Consider the following 19,034-nt stretch of genomic DNA (forward strand, 5'->3'; position numbering starts at 1 on the left):
GATGGAAATTATAATGAGTGTTACCGTGGGTATTCTATTTGCCGTAGGTGTGTACCTGATACTGTCTCGAAGCTTGCTTCGGCTTGTGCTGGGGATATCCATCCTGTCACACGGAGTGCATCTATTGCTTATGACAATGGCTCGTCTGAAGACAGGAGCACCTCCGCTGCTGGGAGAGAACGCCGAGCAATATGTGGACCCTCTTCCACAAGCACTGATCCTGACATCGATTGTAATTAACTTTGGACTGCTGTCCTTCTTCTTCGTGCTTGCCTATCGTTCGTATCTCAAACTGAAGACCGACGATATGGAGGAAGTAAGGGGGCCGAAATATGAATAACCTTGTTGTTCTGCCGATCTTCATCCCTGTTCTCACAGGGATTCTTCTTATTCTGTTTATGAAGTCGGTCAGAATACAGCGCTGGATCAGCGGAATTGGTACTGTTATTGCTCTTGGCATTGCGATCCTGTTGTTCGCACAAGTATCCGTTTCGGGCCTCCAGCTGCTCAATATGGGAGGATGGGCAGCACCTTATGGCATCGTGTTTGTAGCGGATACTCTTGCGTCTCTGCTTGTACTCGTAGCCTCCATTATTGCGGTGGCTTGTATCTTCTATGCATTTAGAAGTCTCACAGAGGAGAGAGAGAAATACCACTTTTACGTGTTCTTTCAGTTTCTGATAGCTGGCGTCAACGGCTCCTTCCTAACCGGAGATCTGTTCAATCTATTCGTTTGCTTTGAGCTGATGCTGATTTCTTCTTATGCGCTGCTTGTGCTGGGGAATACGGAAAGACAGCTGATGGAGTCGTTAAAATATGTGCTTATCAATATGGTATCTTCCTCCTTCTTTGTCGTTGGCATAGGTTACCTGTATTCCGTTGTAGGAACCGTCAACCTAGCTCACTTATCGGTGAGGGTGGCTGAAGTAGGGCAGGATGGTATTCTGGGAGTCATCTCGGTCCTCTTCCTGCTTTTCTTCAGCATAAAAGCCGGACTGTTCTTGTTCTTCTGGCTATCCGGTTCTTATGCTGCTCCGCCGGCCATCGTAACCGCACTGTTTGCCGGTCTTCTGACGAAGGTGGGTTTATACGCCATTTTGCGGATGTTCACACTTGTGTTCTATCACGATCCAGAATTTACTCGTCAGATCATTGGCTGGATGGCAGGGGCTACCATGATACTAGGGGTAATCGGTGCTATTGCCTATAAGAACGTAAATAAGATTTTGGTGTACAACGTTGTGGCAGGGGTAGGCTTTGTGGCCTTTGGGATGGCAGCAGATAACAAGCTCGCGCTTGAAGGCCTTATGTTCTATCTATTGCACGACATGATTATCAAAACACTCTTGTTCTTGCTAGGCGGAGCATTAATTGCCGCTGCCGGGACCGCAAGTCTTAACAATATGGGCGGTCTTATCCGCAGCTACCCGCTGCTCGGCTGGATGTTCTTCGTAGCTGCACTTGCTCTGGCAGGTGTTCCTCCGCTAAGCGGATTTCCGGGTAAGCTGATGCTTTTTGAAGGGGGCATCGCCGCAGGGCTATACGGGCTGACCACAATTGCGGTAATTGCCAGCTTCCTGATGCTGTACTCGCTTCTGCGAATCTTCATTTATGCTTTCTGGGGAAAGGGGCAGACCATCCATTCGGATGAGGCTCATTACTCCATTAACCGGATGCTCATTCCGGCAGGGGGGCTGTTTGTTATTGTGATCGGTATGGGGCTGTTTGCAGAGGTGCTGTATCCTTCCTTTTCAACGGCGGCACATGTACTGATTGATCCTAGCCTATATGTAAATAAGGTATTAAAGGGGTGGTGATTGAATGTCCAGGCAGATTATTCTCAATCTACTCATCACTTTTCTTTGGATGATGCTCAATCATTCATGGAGCGGAGCCAGCTTCTTTGTAGGGTACACCCTTGGGTTACTGATCATTTTTGCATTCCGTAGGTTCTTCCCTGAGCCCTTCTATTTAAAAAAGCTATGGGCCACCTTAAAGCTGATCAAGCTGCTTATTATAGAGCTCTTTCGTTCCTCGTTTGAAGTTATTTCCCATATTGTGAAGCCGAAGCTCGACATTTCGCCCGGAATTTTTAAATATGAGACGGATCTTCGCTCCGAATTCGAGATTATGCTGCTGTTTCTGTTCATCTCACTGACGCCAGGCACGATGCCGCTTGAGATTTCCAGAAACAAGAGAACCATATACATTCACGCGTTCCATATCCCGGACGAAGGGAAGATTGCAGAGGGTATCAAGAATACATTTGAGAAAGCGATTATGGAGGTGACGAGATAATGCTGACCATTGTTCTTAGCATTTCGCTGTTGCTGCTGGGTGTCGCCATTCTCGGGTGTCTGTATCGGGTCCTGAAGGGGCCTTCCATGGCTGACCGCATCACGGCACTCGATACGATTGGTATTCACTTGATTGGAAGTGTAGCTGTATTGTCTATGCTGCTTCATACTCAGGCTTATGTGGATATCATCCTCTTAATTGGCATCTTGGCGTTTATCAGTACAGTTGCCTTTGCCAGATTCATTGAAAGGGGGCTCGTACTCGAAAATGACGATGATCTTTAGTGTAATCGTTGGGCTCCTTGTCTTGTTTGGTGCGATTCTGAGTGTGCTGAGTGCCTACGGACTCATCCGGCTTCCGGATGTATACCTCCGAGCGCACGCAGCAACAAAGAGTAATACGCTTGGCATTTTATGTATCCTGTCCGGCAGTTTTTTGTTTTTTATCGTGTATGACGGCTATGTGAGTGCAAGGCTGCTGCTGGGTATTCTGTTTGTTTTTTTGACCGCTCCTGTTGCAGGGCATTTGAATGGTCGTGCCGCCTATCGTACCGATGTTCCCTTATGGAAGGGAAGTGCGCTTGATGAGCTGGCAAAGGCTCTTAAAGGGAAGAAACGACAGCTCCTCGAGAACGAGGAAATTTCTGTAGATTCACTTGAGCCGGAGCCGAACAGAAATCAAACCAAGCATGAGTAAGCTCTCCTGAAAATAACGCAATGGAACAGTATCTTTACAGCGATTTCAGATTTAACGTATAATGCAAAAGTGCGTCAATTTGTGCCATGGGTTTAGTACAATATAGACGGAAAATCTGAAGCTCCTCTTCGCTTGTATATGCTGTTTAGATAGAAATCCAGGTGAAAGCTGCCGGCTGAACACTTATTCTAATCGAGAGAAGGTAATAACGATGGAATTGTGGTTTACGGAGAAACAAACCGAAAATTTCGGCATTACAATGAAGATTCACGAAACTTATGTGAATGAACAGACGGAATTTCAAGATCTGGCTATGGTCAAAACCGAGGAGTTCGGCAATATGCTGCTCCTTGATGGTATGGTAATGACGACAGAAAAAGACGAATTCGTATACCATGAGATGGTTGCGCATCCGGTACTATATACGCATCCTAATCCTGAGCATGTACTTGTGGTTGGAGGCGGTGACGGCGGAGTCATCCGTGAAGTGCTCAAGCACCCTCAAGTGAAAAAGGCGGTTCTGGTTGATATCGACGGCAAGGTAATCGAGTATTCCAAAAAATATTTGCCAAGCATAGCAGGCAAGCTGGAGGATGCTCGTGTCGAAGTGCTCGTAGGTGACGGCTTTATGCACATTCATGATCACAAGGCTGCTTATGATGTCATCATGGTAGATTCCACTGAGCCGGTAGGCCCTGCAGCCAATCTGTTCACACGCGGCTTCTACCAAGGGATTTACGAAGCATTAAGAGAAGACGGCATTTTTGTTGCTCAAACGGACAACCCTTGGTTTAAGGCAGATCTGATTCAGAGTGTGAACAAAGACGTGAAGGAAGTGTTCCCGATCGTTCGTGTATATGGAGCGAATATTCCAACCTACCCAAGCGGTCTGTGGACGTTTACCATGGGAAGCAAGAAGTATGATCCGCTCGAAGTTGACGAGACAGCGATCCCAGAAATCGATACTAAATATTATACTCCGCGTCTTCACAAAGCAGCGTTTGTGCTGCCAAAGTTCGTGGAAGATCTGATTAAATAAGGAGAATTAGCTTAATATGAAAATTGATCAAGCATACTCTGGAAATGTGTTTATTTGCAGTTCCGAGGATTATGAGAATTCCAAAGCCGTGATCTACGGCATGCCGATGGATTACACCGTCAGCTTCCGCCCGGGCTCGCGTTTTGGTCCGGCACACATTCGCCAGGCTTCTGTAGGACTTGAAGAGTACAGTCCTTACCTGGATAGAAGCATCGTAGATCTGAAGTATTTCGATGCAGGTGATTTGCTGCTTCCATTTGGTAATGCAAGCCGCAGCCTGGATATCATCCGGGAGTATGTGGAAGGTCTCTTGGCTGACGGTAAGATTCCGGTTGGTCTTGGCGGAGAGCATCTGGTCACTTGGCCAGTACTTGAAGCAATGTACAAGAAATATCCTGATCTTGCGATTATTCATATTGATGCCCATGCCGATCTTCGTGAGCAGTATGAAGGTGAGCCTCTGTCCCACTCGACTCCAATTCGCAAAGCGGCAGAATTGATGGGAGGCAAGAACATCTATCAATTCGGTATCCGTTCCGGTTCGAGAGAAGAGTTCGCCTATGCACGTGAGAACATTAACTTCTATCCATTTGAAGTGGCAGCTCCCATGAAGGAAGCATTGCCGTCCATGGGCAGTCGTCCGGTTTATGTGACGATTGATATCGACGTGCTTGACCCTTCCGCAGCTCCAGGCACAGGAACTGCAGAAGCCGGCGGAATTACATCCAAGGAATTGCTTGAGGCTGTTCATGCGATTGCAAGATCGAGTGTGAATGTCGTGGGATTTGACGTCGTTGAAGTGGCGCCGATCTATGACCCAACGCAGCAGACGCCAATCGTTGCATCCAAGCTGATCCGTGAAATGCTGCTTGGCTTCGTCAAGTAGATTTGTACAATATTACACAGCTTATGGTTTGTGAAGCACCCTTTCATCCCCTGATTGAAGAAGATATGATCAGGGCTGTTGGGGTGCTTTTGTATGCGAGCTGCCGTTTTACGGCATCATTTAGATAGACAGGCAGGATTTTGATTTGAACAATAGAACCAAAATCTATAGAATGAACTAAGGAAAGAAGCGAAAGGAACGCTTTTTTAAGGTAGATAGGGGACGATAGAATCATGTCAGGATGGAATCCCGTCAAGGTTCATATTTACAGTATGGCTGACGGCGAGAAGGTTATACAGACATTTACCGGAGAGGCGATCAGGAAAGGCAGCGCCCTCTATGTACGATATGAAGAAGAAGAGCAGGTTCCCGGGGGGAGCAGGATTCGAAATACCATTAAGGTCACAGAGCACAGCTTGAAGCTGATCCGTCATGGCGGAGTGGAATCAGAGCAGAATTTTGAGCTGGGCCAACGGCTGCCCGGATTCTATAAATCACCCTACACTTCGTTTGCTTTGTCTACGGACACGAAGAAGCTTGAGATCAGCACCGCAGGAATGTCGGCCAAGCTTGCTTTTCGCTATGATCTATATATGTTTGAAGAGAAATCAGGACGTTTTGATATCAGTATGGAAATACAGGAGGAACATTAATTCATGACACGCAATCCATTAGAGCTTATTAATGAGCAAGTTACTGCAGCAATTAAAGAAGCTGTAATATCAGCAGGTATTGTGGCTGAGGAAGAGATACCGGCAATCGTGCTAGAAGTACCGAAGGATAAGAGTCACGGGGATCTCGCGACGAATGCTGCGATGCAGCTGACTCGGATTGCTAAGAAGAATCCGCGCATGATCGCTGAACAAATGATTGAACATCTCGATTTATCGAAGGCTGGAATTGAGTCCGCTGAGATCGCAGGCCCAGGCTTTATTAATTTCCGTCTGAGTAAGAGCTATCTGTACCCCGTAATTGAACTCATTCACGAGCAGGGTGAGGACTACGGACGTGTGAATATGGGTGAGGGACGCAAAATCCAGATGGAGTTTGTCAGTGCGAACCCGACCGGAAGCCTTCATCTTGGACATGCCCGTGGAGCAGCTGTTGGCGATGCATTATGCAACGTGCTTGATTTTGCAGGGTATGAAGTGACGCGTGAGTACTATATTAATGATGCCGGCAATCAAGTGTTTAACCTGAGCAAATCCATTGAGGCACGTTATCTTCAGGAGCTGGGACAGGAAGTAGACATGCCGGAGGATGGCTATCATGGCGAGGATATCCGCGGCTTTGCCAGAGAACTGGTTGCTGAGAAGGGGAACTCCCTGCTTGAGCTGAATCCGGGTGACCGTGCAGCCTTTTTTAGAGATTACGGTCTTGAGAAAGAGCTTGATAAGATCAAACGTGACCTTGGACGCTTCCGTGTTGAATTCGATAATTGGTTCAGTGAAACCTCACTGTATGACAACGGAGCGGTTCTGAACGCGCTTGACGAGCTGCGGGAAAGAAACGAGATCTTCGAGAAGGACGGGGCGACTTGGCTGCATACTTCCAAATATGGTGACGATAAGGACCGTGTTCTCATTAAAAATGACGGCACATACACCTATCTGACACCGGATATTGCATATCATCGCGACAAGTATGCCCGCGGCTACGATACGATGATCAATATTTGGGGTGCAGACCACCATGGCTACATTCCAAGAATGAAGGCTGCTATGGAAGCACTCGGCAACGATCCTGACAAGCTGGTTGTTCTCATTGCCCAAATGGTAAGCTTGTTCCAGAACGGCGAGAAGGTGAAGATGTCCAAGCGTACAGGCAAAGCCATTACGATGGAAGATCTGATGGACGAAGTTGGCGTAGACGCGATTCGATACTTCTTCACGATGCGCAGCATGGATTCTCATCTTGATTTTGATATGGATCTTGCCATTTCTACAAGCAACGAGAACCCGGTGTTCTACGTACAGTATGCACATGCCCGGGTATGCAGTGTATACCGTCAGGCAGAAGAGCAAGGGATTGTCATCTATCCTGTACGTGATGTGAACCTGTCTAAGCTGACAGCAGAGCATGAATATGACATTCTGCGCAAGCTGGGTGAGTTCCCTGAAGAGGTTGCAGCCTCAGCGAATGGATACGCACCGCACCGTATTATCCGTTATGTGTATGAGCTGTCGGCATTGTTCCACAGCTACTATAAGGCTGAGCGTGTCATTACTGATGATGCGGAGCAGACTCAAGCGAGACTGGCTCTGCTTGGCGCGGTTCGCACAGTCATTGCTACCAGCCTCAGACTTGTCGGCGTGAGTGCACCCGAAAAAATGTGATTTGTCATAGCAGCTGCCGAATAATCGGCTGTCCTTAAATAATGCAGAAGCCTCCCAAGATAATCTCGGGAGGCTTCTTTACTCAGATAAGATCCGAAAAACAAATAAGGTCTACATCTTTCGAGACTAGAGAGACCACCACACGCTTAACTAAGACTTGGTTCCCTCCTGAAGCAATCGTTGTGCATGGAGCTCCCCACCTTGATCACTGGAACGGGCTGACTTTCCGGAACGAAGGGGGGTTGCACTTTTCTTGATTAGCGTCTTGATCTCCTCAGGGGATAAACCGGGGCGTTCTGACAGCAATAATGCAATCGCACCACTGACATGAGAGGTAGCCATAGAGGTACCGCTCATCTCATGATATTTCCCATGAGTCCAGCAGGAGTATATATTTTTGCCTGGAGCATACACATCTACATAAGGGCCGCGATTGCTGAACTCGGCGATGCGTCTGTTCTCGTCGGTTGCCCCCACAGAGATGGTCTGTGCGTATCTGGCCGGAAAATCAATGCTGCGCCGCTTGCCGTCATTTCCTGATGAGGCGACGATGACGATGCCTTCCCTGCTTGCTTTATTGACGACATCAAGAAGAGCCTTACTCTTGGTGCGCATGCCGAAGCTCATGTTGATGATATCAACCCGGTTCCGGACACACCAGTCAATGCCGAGGATGATATCTGAGACATAGGCTGATCCTTGATGATCGAATGCTTTTACAGGGTATATGATGGATCTAGGGGCAACGCCAATAATGCCTTCTGTGCTGTTTGCAGCGGCAATGGTGCCTGCAATATGGGTGCCATGACCATTATCATCGAAGGGAAGCATGTTTCGGTTGAGAAGATTAATGCCTCTGGCGAGGGAATGACGGAGGTCGGGGTGCTGATAATCGGCGCCTGTGTCAATGACAGCAATTTTGATTCGATGTCCTGTAGAATTGGACCAAGCCTTATGAGCACGAATCTTTCTCACCCCCCATGGGATGCCGTGACCGCCTCCTGAAGGGGGCGTTTTGATGTTTTTTATCGTGGAGTGAACCTTTATTTTACTGTCGTTCTCAATGGTTAAGGATGGACTACTCAAACTGTGAAGTCTGGCGGATGGAGTTAGAGGAACGATCAGTGCCCTGATCAGGCGGGATGCTCTGACATGCCGGAGATTTTTTAAGGTTGGCTTGAGCTTGGCAAGTGCAAGCAAACACTCATGATACTGCTGTGGTTTTGCGAAACGAATGATCTGGTGTCCGCTGGATGTCTGGGAAGCTTGATTCATCTCATCATTCAGCAGGGATAAGAATACGGAGTAATCCATTTTTGGGCAGTCCCCCTCTGGATGCCATGCTTGAGGTATTGTATGTACGTGCAGGTGATACGGCATGAGAAACCAGCCCTTTTTTATTGCAAATAGGCCCGATAAATCGTGTCAAATGGTGTGGAAATTCATAATATACATAGAGAGCTCCATGGCTCTTGCGGGGACCCATCGAAGGAGCAATCCTTCAGGGCGGATACAGTCAGAAGGCGGGGGAGGGACCCCCGTCTTTTTTAAATTTTTTCAGCTGGATGTAAGTGAAGTCACTACTGAAGAGTTATAGCCGAAGAGGATATACATATTGAAGAGAACATCATCGTGAGTTATATAGATAGAGATTGGAATTTTTCTGCTTGATTTAAATCTCGTTACTTATGCACATAAAACTTGCATTTTGAGGCTAAATAGGTTTTACTTAGGTTTGTTAATGGATATGTTAGTTATAGTTAAAGCGTTATATAGATTGAGCTGGAGCTGAGTATTTAGATCATTCTATAAACCGTTATGCGAATTAATGTGTGAGAGGAAGTGTCCGTTAGTGAGTACCTCACTCAATTTAAAATTGGATCCAGAAAGGATCCGCGAAATGCCGATGGTCGATTTGGCTTTTATGGTGCTTAAAGTTGCCAACACGCCTTATTACTATCGCGACCTGATGAATGAAGTAGCGAAGCTGCGTGGCCTCGGCGACGAAGAGATTAATGATGTCATTGCACAGCTATATACTGAAATTAATATCGACGGCCGGTTTGCTTATGTAGGAACCAATCTGTGGGGACTCAAGCGCTGGTATCCGATCGATAAAGCAGAAGATGCTGTTACGGGTACGAAGCGTCCAAGAATCATCAACGACGACGATGATGAGGATGAAGAGTACATTGAGGAAGAACACGAGGATGAAGATTTCGATCATTCTGGTGATGAGGATGAAGACGACGATCTCTTCGATGATGACTCGGATGATGACGATGATGATGTCGATGATGAGATTATTGGCGATGAAGAGCTCGATGAGGAAGAAGACGCAGAAGACGACGATGATGATGAGTCAGACAACGAAGATGAGGACGAGGAAAACTAGTCCAAATCTGGTTGGATAAAGTCGTTGAACATCCTTGACAAAAGATCATGCAAGCAGGTAAACTATTGCTTGGGCTTATGATTGAGCGATGAATATTACACGTGTTTTATATAAAAAAGTGCCCCGTTTTTTCGGGTGTGCTTTTTTCTTTTTTATAGGGAACTATAGATAGAAATAACATGTACCGCCTTGATCTGTGAGGCGGGATGTTTTTTTTGACAAGCAAATTTTGCTTATTCCCTTTTTGGACGATGATAACCTGAAAAATGGGTTAGGATAACATCATAATGTCGCCTGAATTTTACGGACTTTTATGTAGGAGGGTATTATAAAGTGACAACAAAGTATATTTTCGTGACGGGCGGGGTTGTGTCTTCCCTGGGCAAAGGGATTACGGCTGCATCTCTGGGAAGACTGCTGAAGAACAGAGGGCTTAAGGTGACGATTCAGAAATTCGATCCATACATTAACGTGGATCCAGGAACTATGAGTCCTTACCAGCATGGTGAAGTGTTTGTAACAGATGACGGAGCGGAAACAGACCTTGACCTTGGGCATTATGAGCGTTTTATTGATATAAATCTTTCCAAGAACAGTAATGTGACCACGGGTAAAGTGTACTCTACAGTGATTAGCAAAGAGCGCCGCGGAGAATATCTGGGCGGTACGGTTCAGGTTATTCCTCATATTACGAACGAGATCAAAGAACGCGTATTCCGTGCGGGTCGTGAAACAGGGTCTGATGTTGTTATTACGGAGATTGGTGGTACGGTAGGTGATATCGAGAGCCTGCCATATCTTGAAGCGATTCGTCAGATCAAGAGTGATGTAGGCCGGGATAATGTGATGTACATTCACGTTACGTTGATTCCTTACATCAAAGCAGCGGGTGAAGTGAAAACGAAGCCGACGCAGCACAGTGTTAAGGAACTACGCGGAATTGGTATCCAGCCGAATGTGATCGTGTGCCGTACAGAGCAGGAGCTCTCCGCGGATATGAAGGCTAAGCTGGCGTTGTTCTGCGACATTGATCCGCATGCTGTCGTAGAATGCCGTGATGCAAGCACACTGTATGAGGTCCCGTTGAATCTTCGTGATGAAGGCTTGGATGAGATTGTAGTAAATCATTTGAAGCTGACAACGCCTGCACCGGACATGACCGAGTGGGAGGGTCTTGTTGATCGGATCAGCAAGCTGGAGAGAACAGTGGAAATTGCCATTGTTGGTAAATATGTTGCGCTTCACGATGCTTACCTTAGTGTGGTTGAATCACTGTCTCATGCAGGCTTTGCTGCCAATGCAGAAGTGAAGCTCCGCTGGGTAAATGCGGAAGAGATTACGGATGAGAACGTAGATGAGTTGCTGCACGGAATTGGCGGGATTCTGGTACCTGGCGGATTTGGCGATCGCGGTATTGAAGGTAAAGTGTCGGCTATTCGCTATGCGCGTGAGAAGAACATTCCGTTCTTCGGCATTTGCTTGGGTATGCAGGTATCTGTTATTGAGTATGCTCGTTCTGTCGTTGGTCTCACAGGTGCTAACAGCTCGGAGATTAACCCTTCTACTGAATATCCGGTCATTGATCTGCTTCCAGAGCAAAAGGATATCGAGGATCTCGGCGGTACGATGCGTCTCGGGCTGTATCCTTGTAAATTGCAGGAAGGCTCTCTTGCAGCTGCCTGCTATCAGGATGAATTGGTCTACGAGAGACATCGCCACCGGTATGAATTTAACAATGAGTACCGTGAAGTGATTGAGAAGGCAGGTCTGCTTATCTCGGGTACGTCTCCAGATGGACGTTTGGTGGAAATTGTTGAGCTTCCAGGACATCCTTGGTTCTTGTCTGTTCAGTTCCATCCGGAATTCATTTCTCGTCCGAACCGTCCGCAGCCATTGTTCCGTGAATTTGTGAAGGCGTCCCTTACGCATTCAGAGAACATGTAATAACGAATGGATATAAACCAAAGATCCCGTTTTTCGGGATCTTTTTTATCATGGTATTGGATGCCGTTCCATTTATATGCAATATAGTTCAAGTAAGCAGGATTTAACTGAGCGAGGTAGAATCTTATATCTAACAACCTAAAATCGCTGGATTAGGTACAATCATGTGCGGCTTGCGTAGATTGATTTGCGGGAGGTAAGACTTTGAATAACAAAAAAGTACTTATAGTTGATGATCAGAATGGAATACGTATTTTGCTTATGGAAGTGTTTAGCAGTGAAGGGTATACAACATACCAGGCGGCTAACGGCAAAATTGCACTGGAAATTGTTCAGAAGCATTCCCCTGACCTTGTCCTGCTGGATATGAAGATTCCAGGAATGGATGGTCTGGAAATACTGAAGCATATCAAAGAGATGAACCCTGAAATCAAGGTCATTATGATGACCGCATATGGTGAGCTTGACATGATTAAAGAAGCTACCGAGCTAGGAGCGCTAATGCACTTCACCAAACCTTTTGACATTGATGAGATGCGGATCGCGGTTAATATGCAGCTTGGCGGGGTAAAGAACGAAATATAGGATGTATAGGGTCCTGTCTTAACGGGCAGGATTTTTTGTAGCCTTTTTGTAAATGACATCACTTTGCCAGTGCCCTGTCTTCTGCTAGAATTCGAAATGGCAGGACGTCAGCACAGCTTATTTTATTTTTCAAACCCTTGTTTAGTATTTAACATCGGATGTGGTATAATAATGGCTGTATGTGATGTCGGCTAATAACCATAGACAAACAAAGACACTAGGAGGATTTAAACCATGCCATTAGTATCAATGACAGACATGTTAAACAAAGCGCTTAAAGGTCAATATGCAGTTGGTCAATTCAACATCAACAACCTTGAGTGGACTCAAGCTATTCTTGCTGCAGCAGAAGAAGAGAAATCTCCAGTCATTCTTGGAGTATCCGAAGGCGCAGCTCGTCACATGGGCGGCTTCTACACTGTAGTAAAAATGGTTGAAGGCCTCATCCACGATATGAAAATTACCGTGCCTGTAGCCATCCATCTTGATCATGGTTCCAGCTTTGATAAATGTAAAGAAGCAATTGATGCAGGCTTCACTTCCGTTATGATCGACGGTTCCCACCATGCAATCGACGAGAATATCGAAATCACTAAAAAAGTGGTTGAGTATGCACATTCCAAAGGCGTTTCCGTTGAAGCTGAAGTTGGTATCGTAGGCGGACAAGAGGATGATGTTGTCGGTGAAGTAATGTACGCTAAGCTTGACGACTGTGTTCGTATCGTTAACGAAACAGGTATTGATACACTTGCTCCAGCTCTTGGTTCTGTTCATGGTCCTTACAAAGGCGAGCCTAACCTTGGTTTTGCAGAAATGGAAGAGATTCGTAACGCGACGACACTTCCACTTGTTCTTCATGGCGGTACAGGTATCCCGACTCATGACATCAAGAAAGCAATCTCTTTGGGTACTTCCAAGATCAACGTGAATACAGAGAACCAAATCTCGTTCACGAAGACTGTTCGTGAAGTGCTTGCAGCTAAACCAAATGAATACGATCCACGTAAATATATCGTTCCAGGTCGTGACGCGATCAAAGCAACAGTTATCGGCAAAATCCGTGAGTTTGGTTCCAGCAACCAAGCGTAAGTTCTTTGACATACAATTCAATTGAATAGATGAAATGGGAATCACACCGCTTAGTCGGTGTTTTTCCATTTCATAATCAGTATTTTCTTAAAAGTTTAATGTATTAAAATGATAATAATCCGCAGTGTCGCAATGCCATAAGAATTATTCAATTCGGCTAGAAGTGATTTCTAGGAGGACCTCTTACCTTATGGAAAAATTAATGATCAGTGGTGGAAGGCCACTCCAAGGCACGGTTACCATTAGCGGAGCTAAGAACAGTGCCATAGCGCTCATTCCGGCGGCAATCCTTGCCGAGTCGGAAGTTATTCTTGATAATCTACCTTTACTCAGTGATGTTGCTGTTTATTCCGAAATTCTAGAGGAGCTTGGAGCTACGGTATCTTGGGATGGAAATTCGATGAAGATTGACCCTTCTCATATTATTTCACTGCCTATGCCTAACGGACCGGTGAAGAAGCTTCGCGCGTCTTATTATATGATGGGTGCTTTGCTAGGGCGCTTCAAAGAAGCGACCATAGGACTGCCAGGGGGCTGCAACTTTGAACCTCGACCTATTGATCAGCATATCAAGGGTTTTGAAGCTCTGGGAGCAACGGTGACGAATGAGCATGGTGCGATCCATCTTCATGCCAAAGAGCTTAAGGGCGCCAAAATTTATCTCGATGTTGTCAGTGTAGGAGCAACCATAAACATTATGCTGGCAGCGACAAGAGCCAAGGGCTCTACAATTATTGAAAATGCGGCCAAAGAGCCTGAGATTATAGATGTAGCAACACTTTTGAATTCCATGGGAGCATCGATTAAAGGTGCAGGAACCGAAACGATTCGTATCGAGGGCAAATCGGAGCTTCATGGCTGCCGGCATTCCATTATTCCTGATCGTATTCAAGCAGGTACATATATGATTGCAGCTGCTGCAACTCGTGGCAATGTACTCATTGATAATGTCATCCCTAAGCATTTAGAGGCGTTGACAGCTAAGCTGATTGAAATGGGTGTTGGTATTGAGGAGCTTGATGAGAGCATTCGAGTGATCGGCAAACCAAGCTATGAACATGTCGATGTCAAAGCATTGGTATATCCGGGCTTTGCCACCGACCTGCAGTCTCCAATGACCAGCTTGCTGACCCAGGCACAAGGAGTGAGTGTACTAAGCGATTTTGTGTATAGCAACCGCTTTAAGCATGTGCCTGAACTTATCCGAATGGGTGCTAAGATTCGGGTAGAAGGAAGATCGGCGATTATCGAGGGACATTCGCTGAATGCGGCCAAGGTAAAGGCGGCCGACCTGCGAGCAGGCGCAGCTCTTGTCATCGCTGGATTAACGGTGGAAGAAGGGGTCACTGAGGTTGGCGGTGTAGAGTTTATTGATCGTGGATACGACAACTTAGTCACCAATCTGCGTGAGCTGGGTGCCGATGTTTGGCGTCAAACACTGTAGAGAAGTCATTGTTTTATATTCGAAGAGATAAACATATTCAAGAATAGTTCTTTTTATCCGATCTATATTTTATATGAATATCTCTTCGAAAAATGGGTAAACCTATTCTAATACTGATTTCTTGCATAACAATGGCAATCATACCGCCAATAATCTGCATATTTGCATTCAGACAGGTAAATTCCGTACAATGGATGCTAAGCAGTGTTATTGAAGATAATCATTACTTAGTTTGCACACATACGACTGGACCGTCAGTCTTCCCATTTTTACGGACTTATTAATTGAATAGGTGGTTATTGCATGGATCTACAAATTTCCGATCTGGAAGAAATGAAGCTGACTGACTTATACAAGTTAGCGAAGAAGTACCAGATCCCTTATTACGGCCAGCTGAAGAAGAAAGAACTGATCTTTGCTATTCTTCGAGCACAGGCAGAACAAAGCGGCCTTATGTTCATGGAAGGCGTACTTGAAATCCTCCCAGAGGGTTATGGTTTTCTCCGCCCCATCAACTATTTGCCGAGCAAAGAAGATATTTATATATCTTCCTCACAAATTCGTAAGTTTGATTTAAGGACTGGGGATCTCGTATCCGGCAAGTGCCGTACTCCTAAAGAGAATGAAAGATATTTCGGACTGCTTCAGGTTAATGCCGTTAATGGACAAAGCCCTGAGATGGCAGCTGAAAGACTCCATTTTCCAGCCTTAACTCCTCTATACCCACAGAAAAAGCTAGTACTTGAAACATCCCCAACGCATTTATCAACCCGTATTATGGATGTGCTTGCTCCCGTAGGATTGGGACAGCGCGGACTCATTGTTGCACCTCCCAAGGCGGGCAAGACACTCCTTCTGAAAGAGATAGCAAATAGCATTTCAACCAACAATCCGGAGATTGAATTGTTTGTACTGCTGATTGACGAACGTCCTGAGGAAGTGACGGATATGCAGCGTTCTGTTAAAGGGGAAGTTGTTGCCTCAACATTTGATGAGCTTCCGGAAAATCACATTAAAGTAGCTGAGCTTGTTCTTGAGCGTGCGCTTCGTCTAGTGGAGGCGAAGAAGGATGTTGTTATTTTGCTGGACAGCATTACGCGTCTTGCGCGTGCATATAACCTGGTAATTCCGCCATCTGGCCGGACACTCAGCGGTGGTATTGACCCGGCTGCATTTCATCGTCCGAAGCGTTTCTTCGGCTCGGCTCGGAATGTGGAAGAGGGAGGCAGCTTAACGATTCTAGCTACTGCACTTATTGACACGGGCTCACGTATGGATGACATCATATACGAGGAGTTCAAGGGAACAGGTAATATGGAATTGCATCTGGATCGCAAGCTTGCTGAACGCCGGATCTTCCCGGCAATCGATATTCGCCGTTCCGGTACACGTCGTGAGGAAGTACTGCTTACGAAGGATGAGCTGGATGCGATATGGGCTGTGCGTAAGAATATGAATGAAAGTCATGACTTTGTGGAAGGCTTCCTTAAGAAGCTGCGCAATACCAAGACGAATGCGGAGTTCCTGGCTTCGCTCGATATGGCAGGTAATACGGGTCAGACACAATCCGGCAGCTCTTCTGGTTCGGGCACAAGCTCTGCGCCTGCAAGACGAACGAATAGAACTTCGGCGGCATCCGCTACGACAACCTAATCACAGCACGTAGTGAATAGGTATCCAATGTGTAAAAAAGCAGACTTTTTGAATAAAACAAGCCTTCTCATTTCTGCAAATACCATTTATTTGCATAGGCATTGCGTAGAGCAGAAGAGCGTGTTATAATCAACTTTGTGTTCTTAATAACTCTGGGTCCATTAGCCGGCTCAGGGCAAGAAGAGGTGAAAGTCATGAATGAAGCGATTCAACCAAAATATCACGTAACTACAGCGACTTGCGCATGTGGTAACACGTTCGAAACGGGTTCTATTAAAGAATCTCTGCGTGTAGAGGTATGCTCTGCATGTCACCCGTTCTTCACTGGTAAACAGAAATTCTTGGATGCTGGTGGCCGTGTTGATAGATTTAAGAAAAAATACGGAATGTAATTTATATGAAGCTGACGAGCTTGCGTCAGCTTCATTTGTTTTTGACCTTCTGCCGGAGTGGCAGAAGGTTTTATTTTTTTGCAGGACGGGTGGAGCTGGAAAGTGTTGCAGTCCGGTTGCATTTTAATACTGCATGCGATATACTTATTTTCACCGTGCTAGATGGGGAGGTAGCGGTGCCCTGTAACTCGCAATCCGCTATAGCGAGGTTGAATTCCTGTTAGAGGTTTTGTCGATGTGAGGCTGGTCCCTGCATGCAATGTTGACGGTTGGGTCCTCCGCAATGAGTACTTGTGAATCTGGTCAGGTCCGGAAGGAAGCAGCCATAAGCAAGATCACTCTTGTGCCGGAGGGTGGCCTAACCCGAGTTGTTATGCAGGGGTGCCGCTTGGATCGCAATTATCAATAACAGGTGCACGGTTCTTATCTAAATAAATAGATGGTATGACAGATATCTTTGCATTAGGAATGCAAAGATTTTTTTGTATTTATGAGAGGTTTTTAGTGAATTTAAATGCAATAATTCATGGTTATATCTAAATAGAAATAGCTCAATTCAACTGGGTATTTCTTTTGACCTCACAATATTGAATACAAGTAATAAATAATAATGAAAATACGGCTCATGTACTTTTAAAGTTTTGATTCAAGAGGGAATATAGTATAATGAAGCCACAAACAAAGGTCATGAGACATGTGGAAAGAGGGTAAAGCACAGTGGAACATATTGCGTTGTACCGTGCTTGGCGGCCTCAGTCGTTTCAAGACATGGTTGGGCAACAGCATATCATTCAGACTTTGCAGAATGCCATACGTGAAGAGCGGATTTCGCATGCGTATCTGTTTAGTGGTCCGCGTGGAACAGGGAAGACAAGCGCTGCCAAGATACTTGCGAAGGCTGTCAACTGTGAACGGGGTCCTCAGGTAGAGCCTTGCAACGAGTGTGAAGCATGTCGGCGTATAACGTCGGGTTCGGTAATGGATGTCCAGGAGATTGATGCTGCATCCAATCGAGGGGTAGAGGAGATTCGTGATTTACGCGAAAAAGTGAAGTATGCTCCTACCGAGGTCCGTCATAAAGTGTACATCATTGATGAAGTACACATGCTGACGACAGAAGCGTTTAACGCCTTGCTGAAGACACTGGAAGAACCGCCGCCGCACGTGATGTTTATACTCGCAACAACAGAGCCGCATCGGCTTCCTGCTACGATTATTTCTCGCTGTCAGCGTTTTGATTTTCGCAGGGTATCCCTGGAAGAGCAGACAGGACGGCTTGCAGCGATTTGTAAAGAAGAAGGTATTACAGCAGAAGATGAGGCTCTTCAATATATTGCGCGTTTGTCTGATGGGGGGATGCGGGATGCGCTGAGCATTCTTGATCAAGTCTCTTCCTTTACAGGAGGACATGTCTCCTATCAGCAGACATTGGATATGACAGGTGGACTTCCATCAGAGAAGTTTGGCAAGCTGGCTGGATTCCTTCTGAAAGGAGACGTGGGCGAGGTCCTGCAGACGGTTGAAGAATTTATGCAGGAAGGCAAGAGCGCGGATAAGAGTATGGAGAACCTTCTATATTATTTCCGTGATCTGCTTCTGATCAAGATGGTGCCGAATGCAGATCGGATGACGGATCGGGTCCTTGATCCTGCGTCATTTAAGCCGATTGCAGATGCCTTTTCCAAAGAGCAGTTGTTTTACGTAATTGATACGCTCAATCGATATCAAAGTGAAATGAAATATGCGGCTCAGCCCCAAACCTTGTTCGAAGTCGCATTGCTCAAATTGTGCAGTCTTCCTCAGGGCGGTACTGCTGCAATAGCTTCCGAGGGGCAAGGATCCAGCGTCGACTCCTCTGAGATCGCCGCGATGAAACGTCAAATTGCTGAGCTTGAGAAGAAGCTGGAGAAGGCGATGAAGAGTGGCGGCGTAGGAGCTGCGAGTGGAGCTCAGGGCGCAGGTGGCGGTACTGCTCGCTCAAATCAGCGAACAGCTGCGCCAAGAATATCAGGGCCTGCCAAGCTGCCTCCTAACATGGAGCAATATGTTGCCCAGAGAGGCGGCAAGGAATTCACCGATATTGCGAGCAAATGGGGGCAGATCCTTCAGCGCGTCAAGGAAGAGAAAGTAACGGTACATGCCTGGTTTGTTGATGGAGAACCTGTTTCTGCCTTAGAAGATGCTGTGCTTGTCGCCTTTAAGAACAGTATTCACCGAGAAACAACAGAGAAGCCGGCGAATAGGGAAGTAATTGAAGGTGTGCTAGAGCAGCAGCTG

General features: G+C 46.2%; 18 protein-coding genes and 1 other RNA gene (1 of these 19 running past the window's edge). 18 read left to right on the forward strand and 1 reads right to left on the reverse strand.

Features of this window, described 5'->3' with window-relative positions; genetic code table 11:
- Position 1: 1 nt before the first annotated feature.
- The 9 genes from PUW25_RS00520 (at position 2) to argS (ending at position 7,255) form a co-directional block, all read left to right on the forward strand.
- Positions 2-340 (forward strand): Na(+)/H(+) antiporter subunit C, encoded by a 339-nt coding sequence (locus tag PUW25_RS00520; protein WP_047914341.1) that lies wholly within the window; start codon positions 2-4, stop codon positions 338-340.
- Complete coding sequence (locus PUW25_RS00525) at positions 333-1,817, forward strand: Na+/H+ antiporter subunit D (RefSeq protein WP_274337875.1); 1,485 nt, start codon at positions 333-335, stop codon at positions 1,815-1,817. The genes PUW25_RS00520 and PUW25_RS00525 overlap by 8 nt, the downstream gene beginning before the upstream one ends.
- A gap of 4 nt (positions 1,818-1,821) precedes the next feature.
- Entirely contained in the window at positions 1,822-2,298 is a 477-nt protein-coding gene (locus tag PUW25_RS00530; protein ID WP_274337876.1) for a Na+/H+ antiporter subunit E, read from the forward strand.
- A complete protein-coding gene (locus PUW25_RS00535; RefSeq protein ID WP_274337877.1) occupies positions 2,298-2,582 on the forward strand; it encodes a Na(+)/H(+) antiporter subunit F1 in 285 nt (94 codons plus the stop codon). Before PUW25_RS00530 ends, PUW25_RS00535 begins: the two co-directional genes overlap by 1 nt.
- Positions 2,566-2,994, forward strand: coding sequence for a monovalent cation/H(+) antiporter subunit G (gene mnhG / locus PUW25_RS00540; RefSeq protein WP_274337878.1), 429 nt, complete (start codon positions 2,566-2,568; stop codon positions 2,992-2,994). The genes PUW25_RS00535 and mnhG overlap by 17 nt, the downstream gene beginning before the upstream one ends.
- 211 nt (positions 2,995-3,205) lie before the next feature.
- The gene (gene speE / locus PUW25_RS00545) at positions 3,206-4,033 is read left to right on the forward strand and encodes a polyamine aminopropyltransferase (protein WP_274337879.1); all 828 of its coding nucleotides are present in this window, start codon (positions 3,206-3,208) and stop codon (positions 4,031-4,033) included.
- A 16-nt stretch (positions 4,034-4,049) separates the two neighbouring features.
- A complete protein-coding gene (gene speB / locus PUW25_RS00550; protein WP_274337880.1) occupies positions 4,050-4,919 on the forward strand; it encodes an agmatinase in 870 nt (289 codons plus the stop codon).
- 233 nt (positions 4,920-5,152) lie between these two features.
- Positions 5,153-5,572, forward strand: a complete 420-nt coding sequence (locus PUW25_RS00555; protein WP_076315732.1) for a YwiB family protein — start codon at positions 5,153-5,155, stop codon at positions 5,570-5,572.
- A gap of 3 nt (positions 5,573-5,575) precedes the next feature.
- Positions 5,576-7,255 carry an arginine--tRNA ligase gene (gene argS / locus PUW25_RS00560; protein WP_274337881.1) on the forward strand — a complete coding sequence of 560 codons (1,680 nt, stop codon included), beginning with the start codon at positions 5,576-5,578 and terminating at the stop codon, positions 7,253-7,255.
- Positions 7,256-7,405: 150 nt separating this feature from the next.
- Here argS and PUW25_RS00565 read toward each other — a convergent pair whose 3' ends face one another.
- A complete protein-coding gene (locus tag PUW25_RS00565; RefSeq protein WP_274337882.1) occupies positions 7,406-8,569 on the reverse strand; it encodes a S8 family peptidase in 1,164 nt (387 codons plus the stop codon).
- 538 nt (positions 8,570-9,107) lie between these two features.
- Here PUW25_RS00565 and rpoE point away from each other — a divergent pair.
- From rpoE to dnaX, 9 genes are all read left to right on the forward strand, one after another.
- The gene (gene rpoE, locus PUW25_RS00570) at positions 9,108-9,650 is read left to right on the forward strand and encodes a DNA-directed RNA polymerase subunit delta (protein ID WP_274337883.1); all 543 of its coding nucleotides are present in this window, start codon (positions 9,108-9,110) and stop codon (positions 9,648-9,650) included.
- Between the two features lie 333 nt (positions 9,651-9,983).
- Entirely contained in the window at positions 9,984-11,594 is a 1,611-nt protein-coding gene (locus PUW25_RS00575; protein WP_047914330.1) for a CTP synthase, read from the forward strand.
- Between the two features lie 204 nt (positions 11,595-11,798).
- Positions 11,799-12,179, forward strand: coding sequence for a response regulator (locus PUW25_RS00580; RefSeq protein WP_047914329.1), 381 nt, complete (start codon positions 11,799-11,801; stop codon positions 12,177-12,179).
- A gap of 234 nt (positions 12,180-12,413) precedes the next feature.
- Positions 12,414-13,268 (forward strand): class II fructose-1,6-bisphosphate aldolase, encoded by an 855-nt coding sequence (fba, locus tag PUW25_RS00585; protein ID WP_047914328.1) that lies wholly within the window; start codon positions 12,414-12,416, stop codon positions 13,266-13,268.
- 190 nt (positions 13,269-13,458) lie between these two features.
- A complete protein-coding gene (locus PUW25_RS00590) occupies positions 13,459-14,712 on the forward strand; it encodes a UDP-N-acetylglucosamine 1-carboxyvinyltransferase (protein WP_047914327.1) in 1,254 nt (417 codons plus the stop codon).
- 303 nt (positions 14,713-15,015) lie between these two features.
- Positions 15,016-16,365, forward strand: a complete 1,350-nt coding sequence (gene rho / locus PUW25_RS00595) for a transcription termination factor Rho (RefSeq protein ID WP_047914326.1) — start codon at positions 15,016-15,018, stop codon at positions 16,363-16,365.
- Between the two features lie 194 nt (positions 16,366-16,559).
- Entirely contained in the window at positions 16,560-16,757 is a 198-nt protein-coding gene (rpmE, locus tag PUW25_RS00600; protein ID WP_047914325.1) for a 50S ribosomal protein L31, read from the forward strand.
- 153 nt (positions 16,758-16,910) lie between these two features.
- Positions 16,911-17,177, forward strand: an RNA gene (gene ffs, locus PUW25_RS00605) — signal recognition particle sRNA large type.
- Between the two features lie 297 nt (positions 17,178-17,474).
- Positions 17,475-19,034 carry the 5' portion of a DNA polymerase III subunit gamma/tau gene (dnaX, locus tag PUW25_RS00610; RefSeq protein ID WP_047914324.1) on the forward strand. It continues 186 nt past the right edge of the window, so the window shows 1,560 of its 1,746 coding nt (coding positions 1-1,560); its start codon is at positions 17,475-17,477; its stop codon lies off the right edge, out of view.

Origin of the sequence: Paenibacillus urinalis, assembly GCF_028747985.1 — a bacterium.
Taxonomy (GTDB): domain Bacteria; phylum Bacillota; class Bacilli; order Paenibacillales; family Paenibacillaceae; genus Paenibacillus; species Paenibacillus urinalis.

What these genes read in the sequence shown, in the direction of transcription:
- PUW25_RS00520 (WP_047914341.1), top strand. Translation starts at nt 2, where the DNA reads ATGGAAATTATAATGAGTGTTACCGTGGGTATTCTATTTGCCGTAGGT.
- PUW25_RS00525 (WP_274337875.1), top strand. Translation starts at nt 333, where the DNA reads ATGAATAACCTTGTTGTTCTGCCGATCTTCATCCCTGTTCTCACAGGG.
- PUW25_RS00530 (WP_274337876.1), top strand. Translation starts at nt 1,822, where the DNA reads ATGTCCAGGCAGATTATTCTCAATCTACTCATCACTTTTCTTTGGATG.
- PUW25_RS00535 (WP_274337877.1), top strand. Translation starts at nt 2,298, where the DNA reads ATGCTGACCATTGTTCTTAGCATTTCGCTGTTGCTGCTGGGTGTCGCC.
- mnhG (WP_274337878.1), top strand. Translation starts at nt 2,566, where the DNA reads ATGACGATGATCTTTAGTGTAATCGTTGGGCTCCTTGTCTTGTTTGGT.
- speE (WP_274337879.1), top strand. Translation starts at nt 3,206, where the DNA reads ATGGAATTGTGGTTTACGGAGAAACAAACCGAAAATTTCGGCATTACA.
- speB (WP_274337880.1), top strand. Translation starts at nt 4,050, where the DNA reads ATGAAAATTGATCAAGCATACTCTGGAAATGTGTTTATTTGCAGTTCC.
- PUW25_RS00555 (WP_076315732.1), top strand. Translation starts at nt 5,153, where the DNA reads ATGTCAGGATGGAATCCCGTCAAGGTTCATATTTACAGTATGGCTGAC.
- argS (WP_274337881.1), top strand. Translation starts at nt 5,576, where the DNA reads ATGACACGCAATCCATTAGAGCTTATTAATGAGCAAGTTACTGCAGCA.
- PUW25_RS00565 (WP_274337882.1), bottom strand. Translation starts at nt 8,569, where the DNA reads ATGGATTACTCCGTATTCTTATCCCTGCTGAATGATGAGATGAATCAA.
- fba (WP_047914328.1), top strand. Translation starts at nt 12,414, where the DNA reads ATGCCATTAGTATCAATGACAGACATGTTAAACAAAGCGCTTAAAGGT.
- PUW25_RS00590 (WP_047914327.1), top strand. Translation starts at nt 13,459, where the DNA reads ATGGAAAAATTAATGATCAGTGGTGGAAGGCCACTCCAAGGCACGGTT.
- rho (WP_047914326.1), top strand. Translation starts at nt 15,016, where the DNA reads ATGGATCTACAAATTTCCGATCTGGAAGAAATGAAGCTGACTGACTTA.
- rpmE (WP_047914325.1), top strand. Translation starts at nt 16,560, where the DNA reads ATGAATGAAGCGATTCAACCAAAATATCACGTAACTACAGCGACTTGC.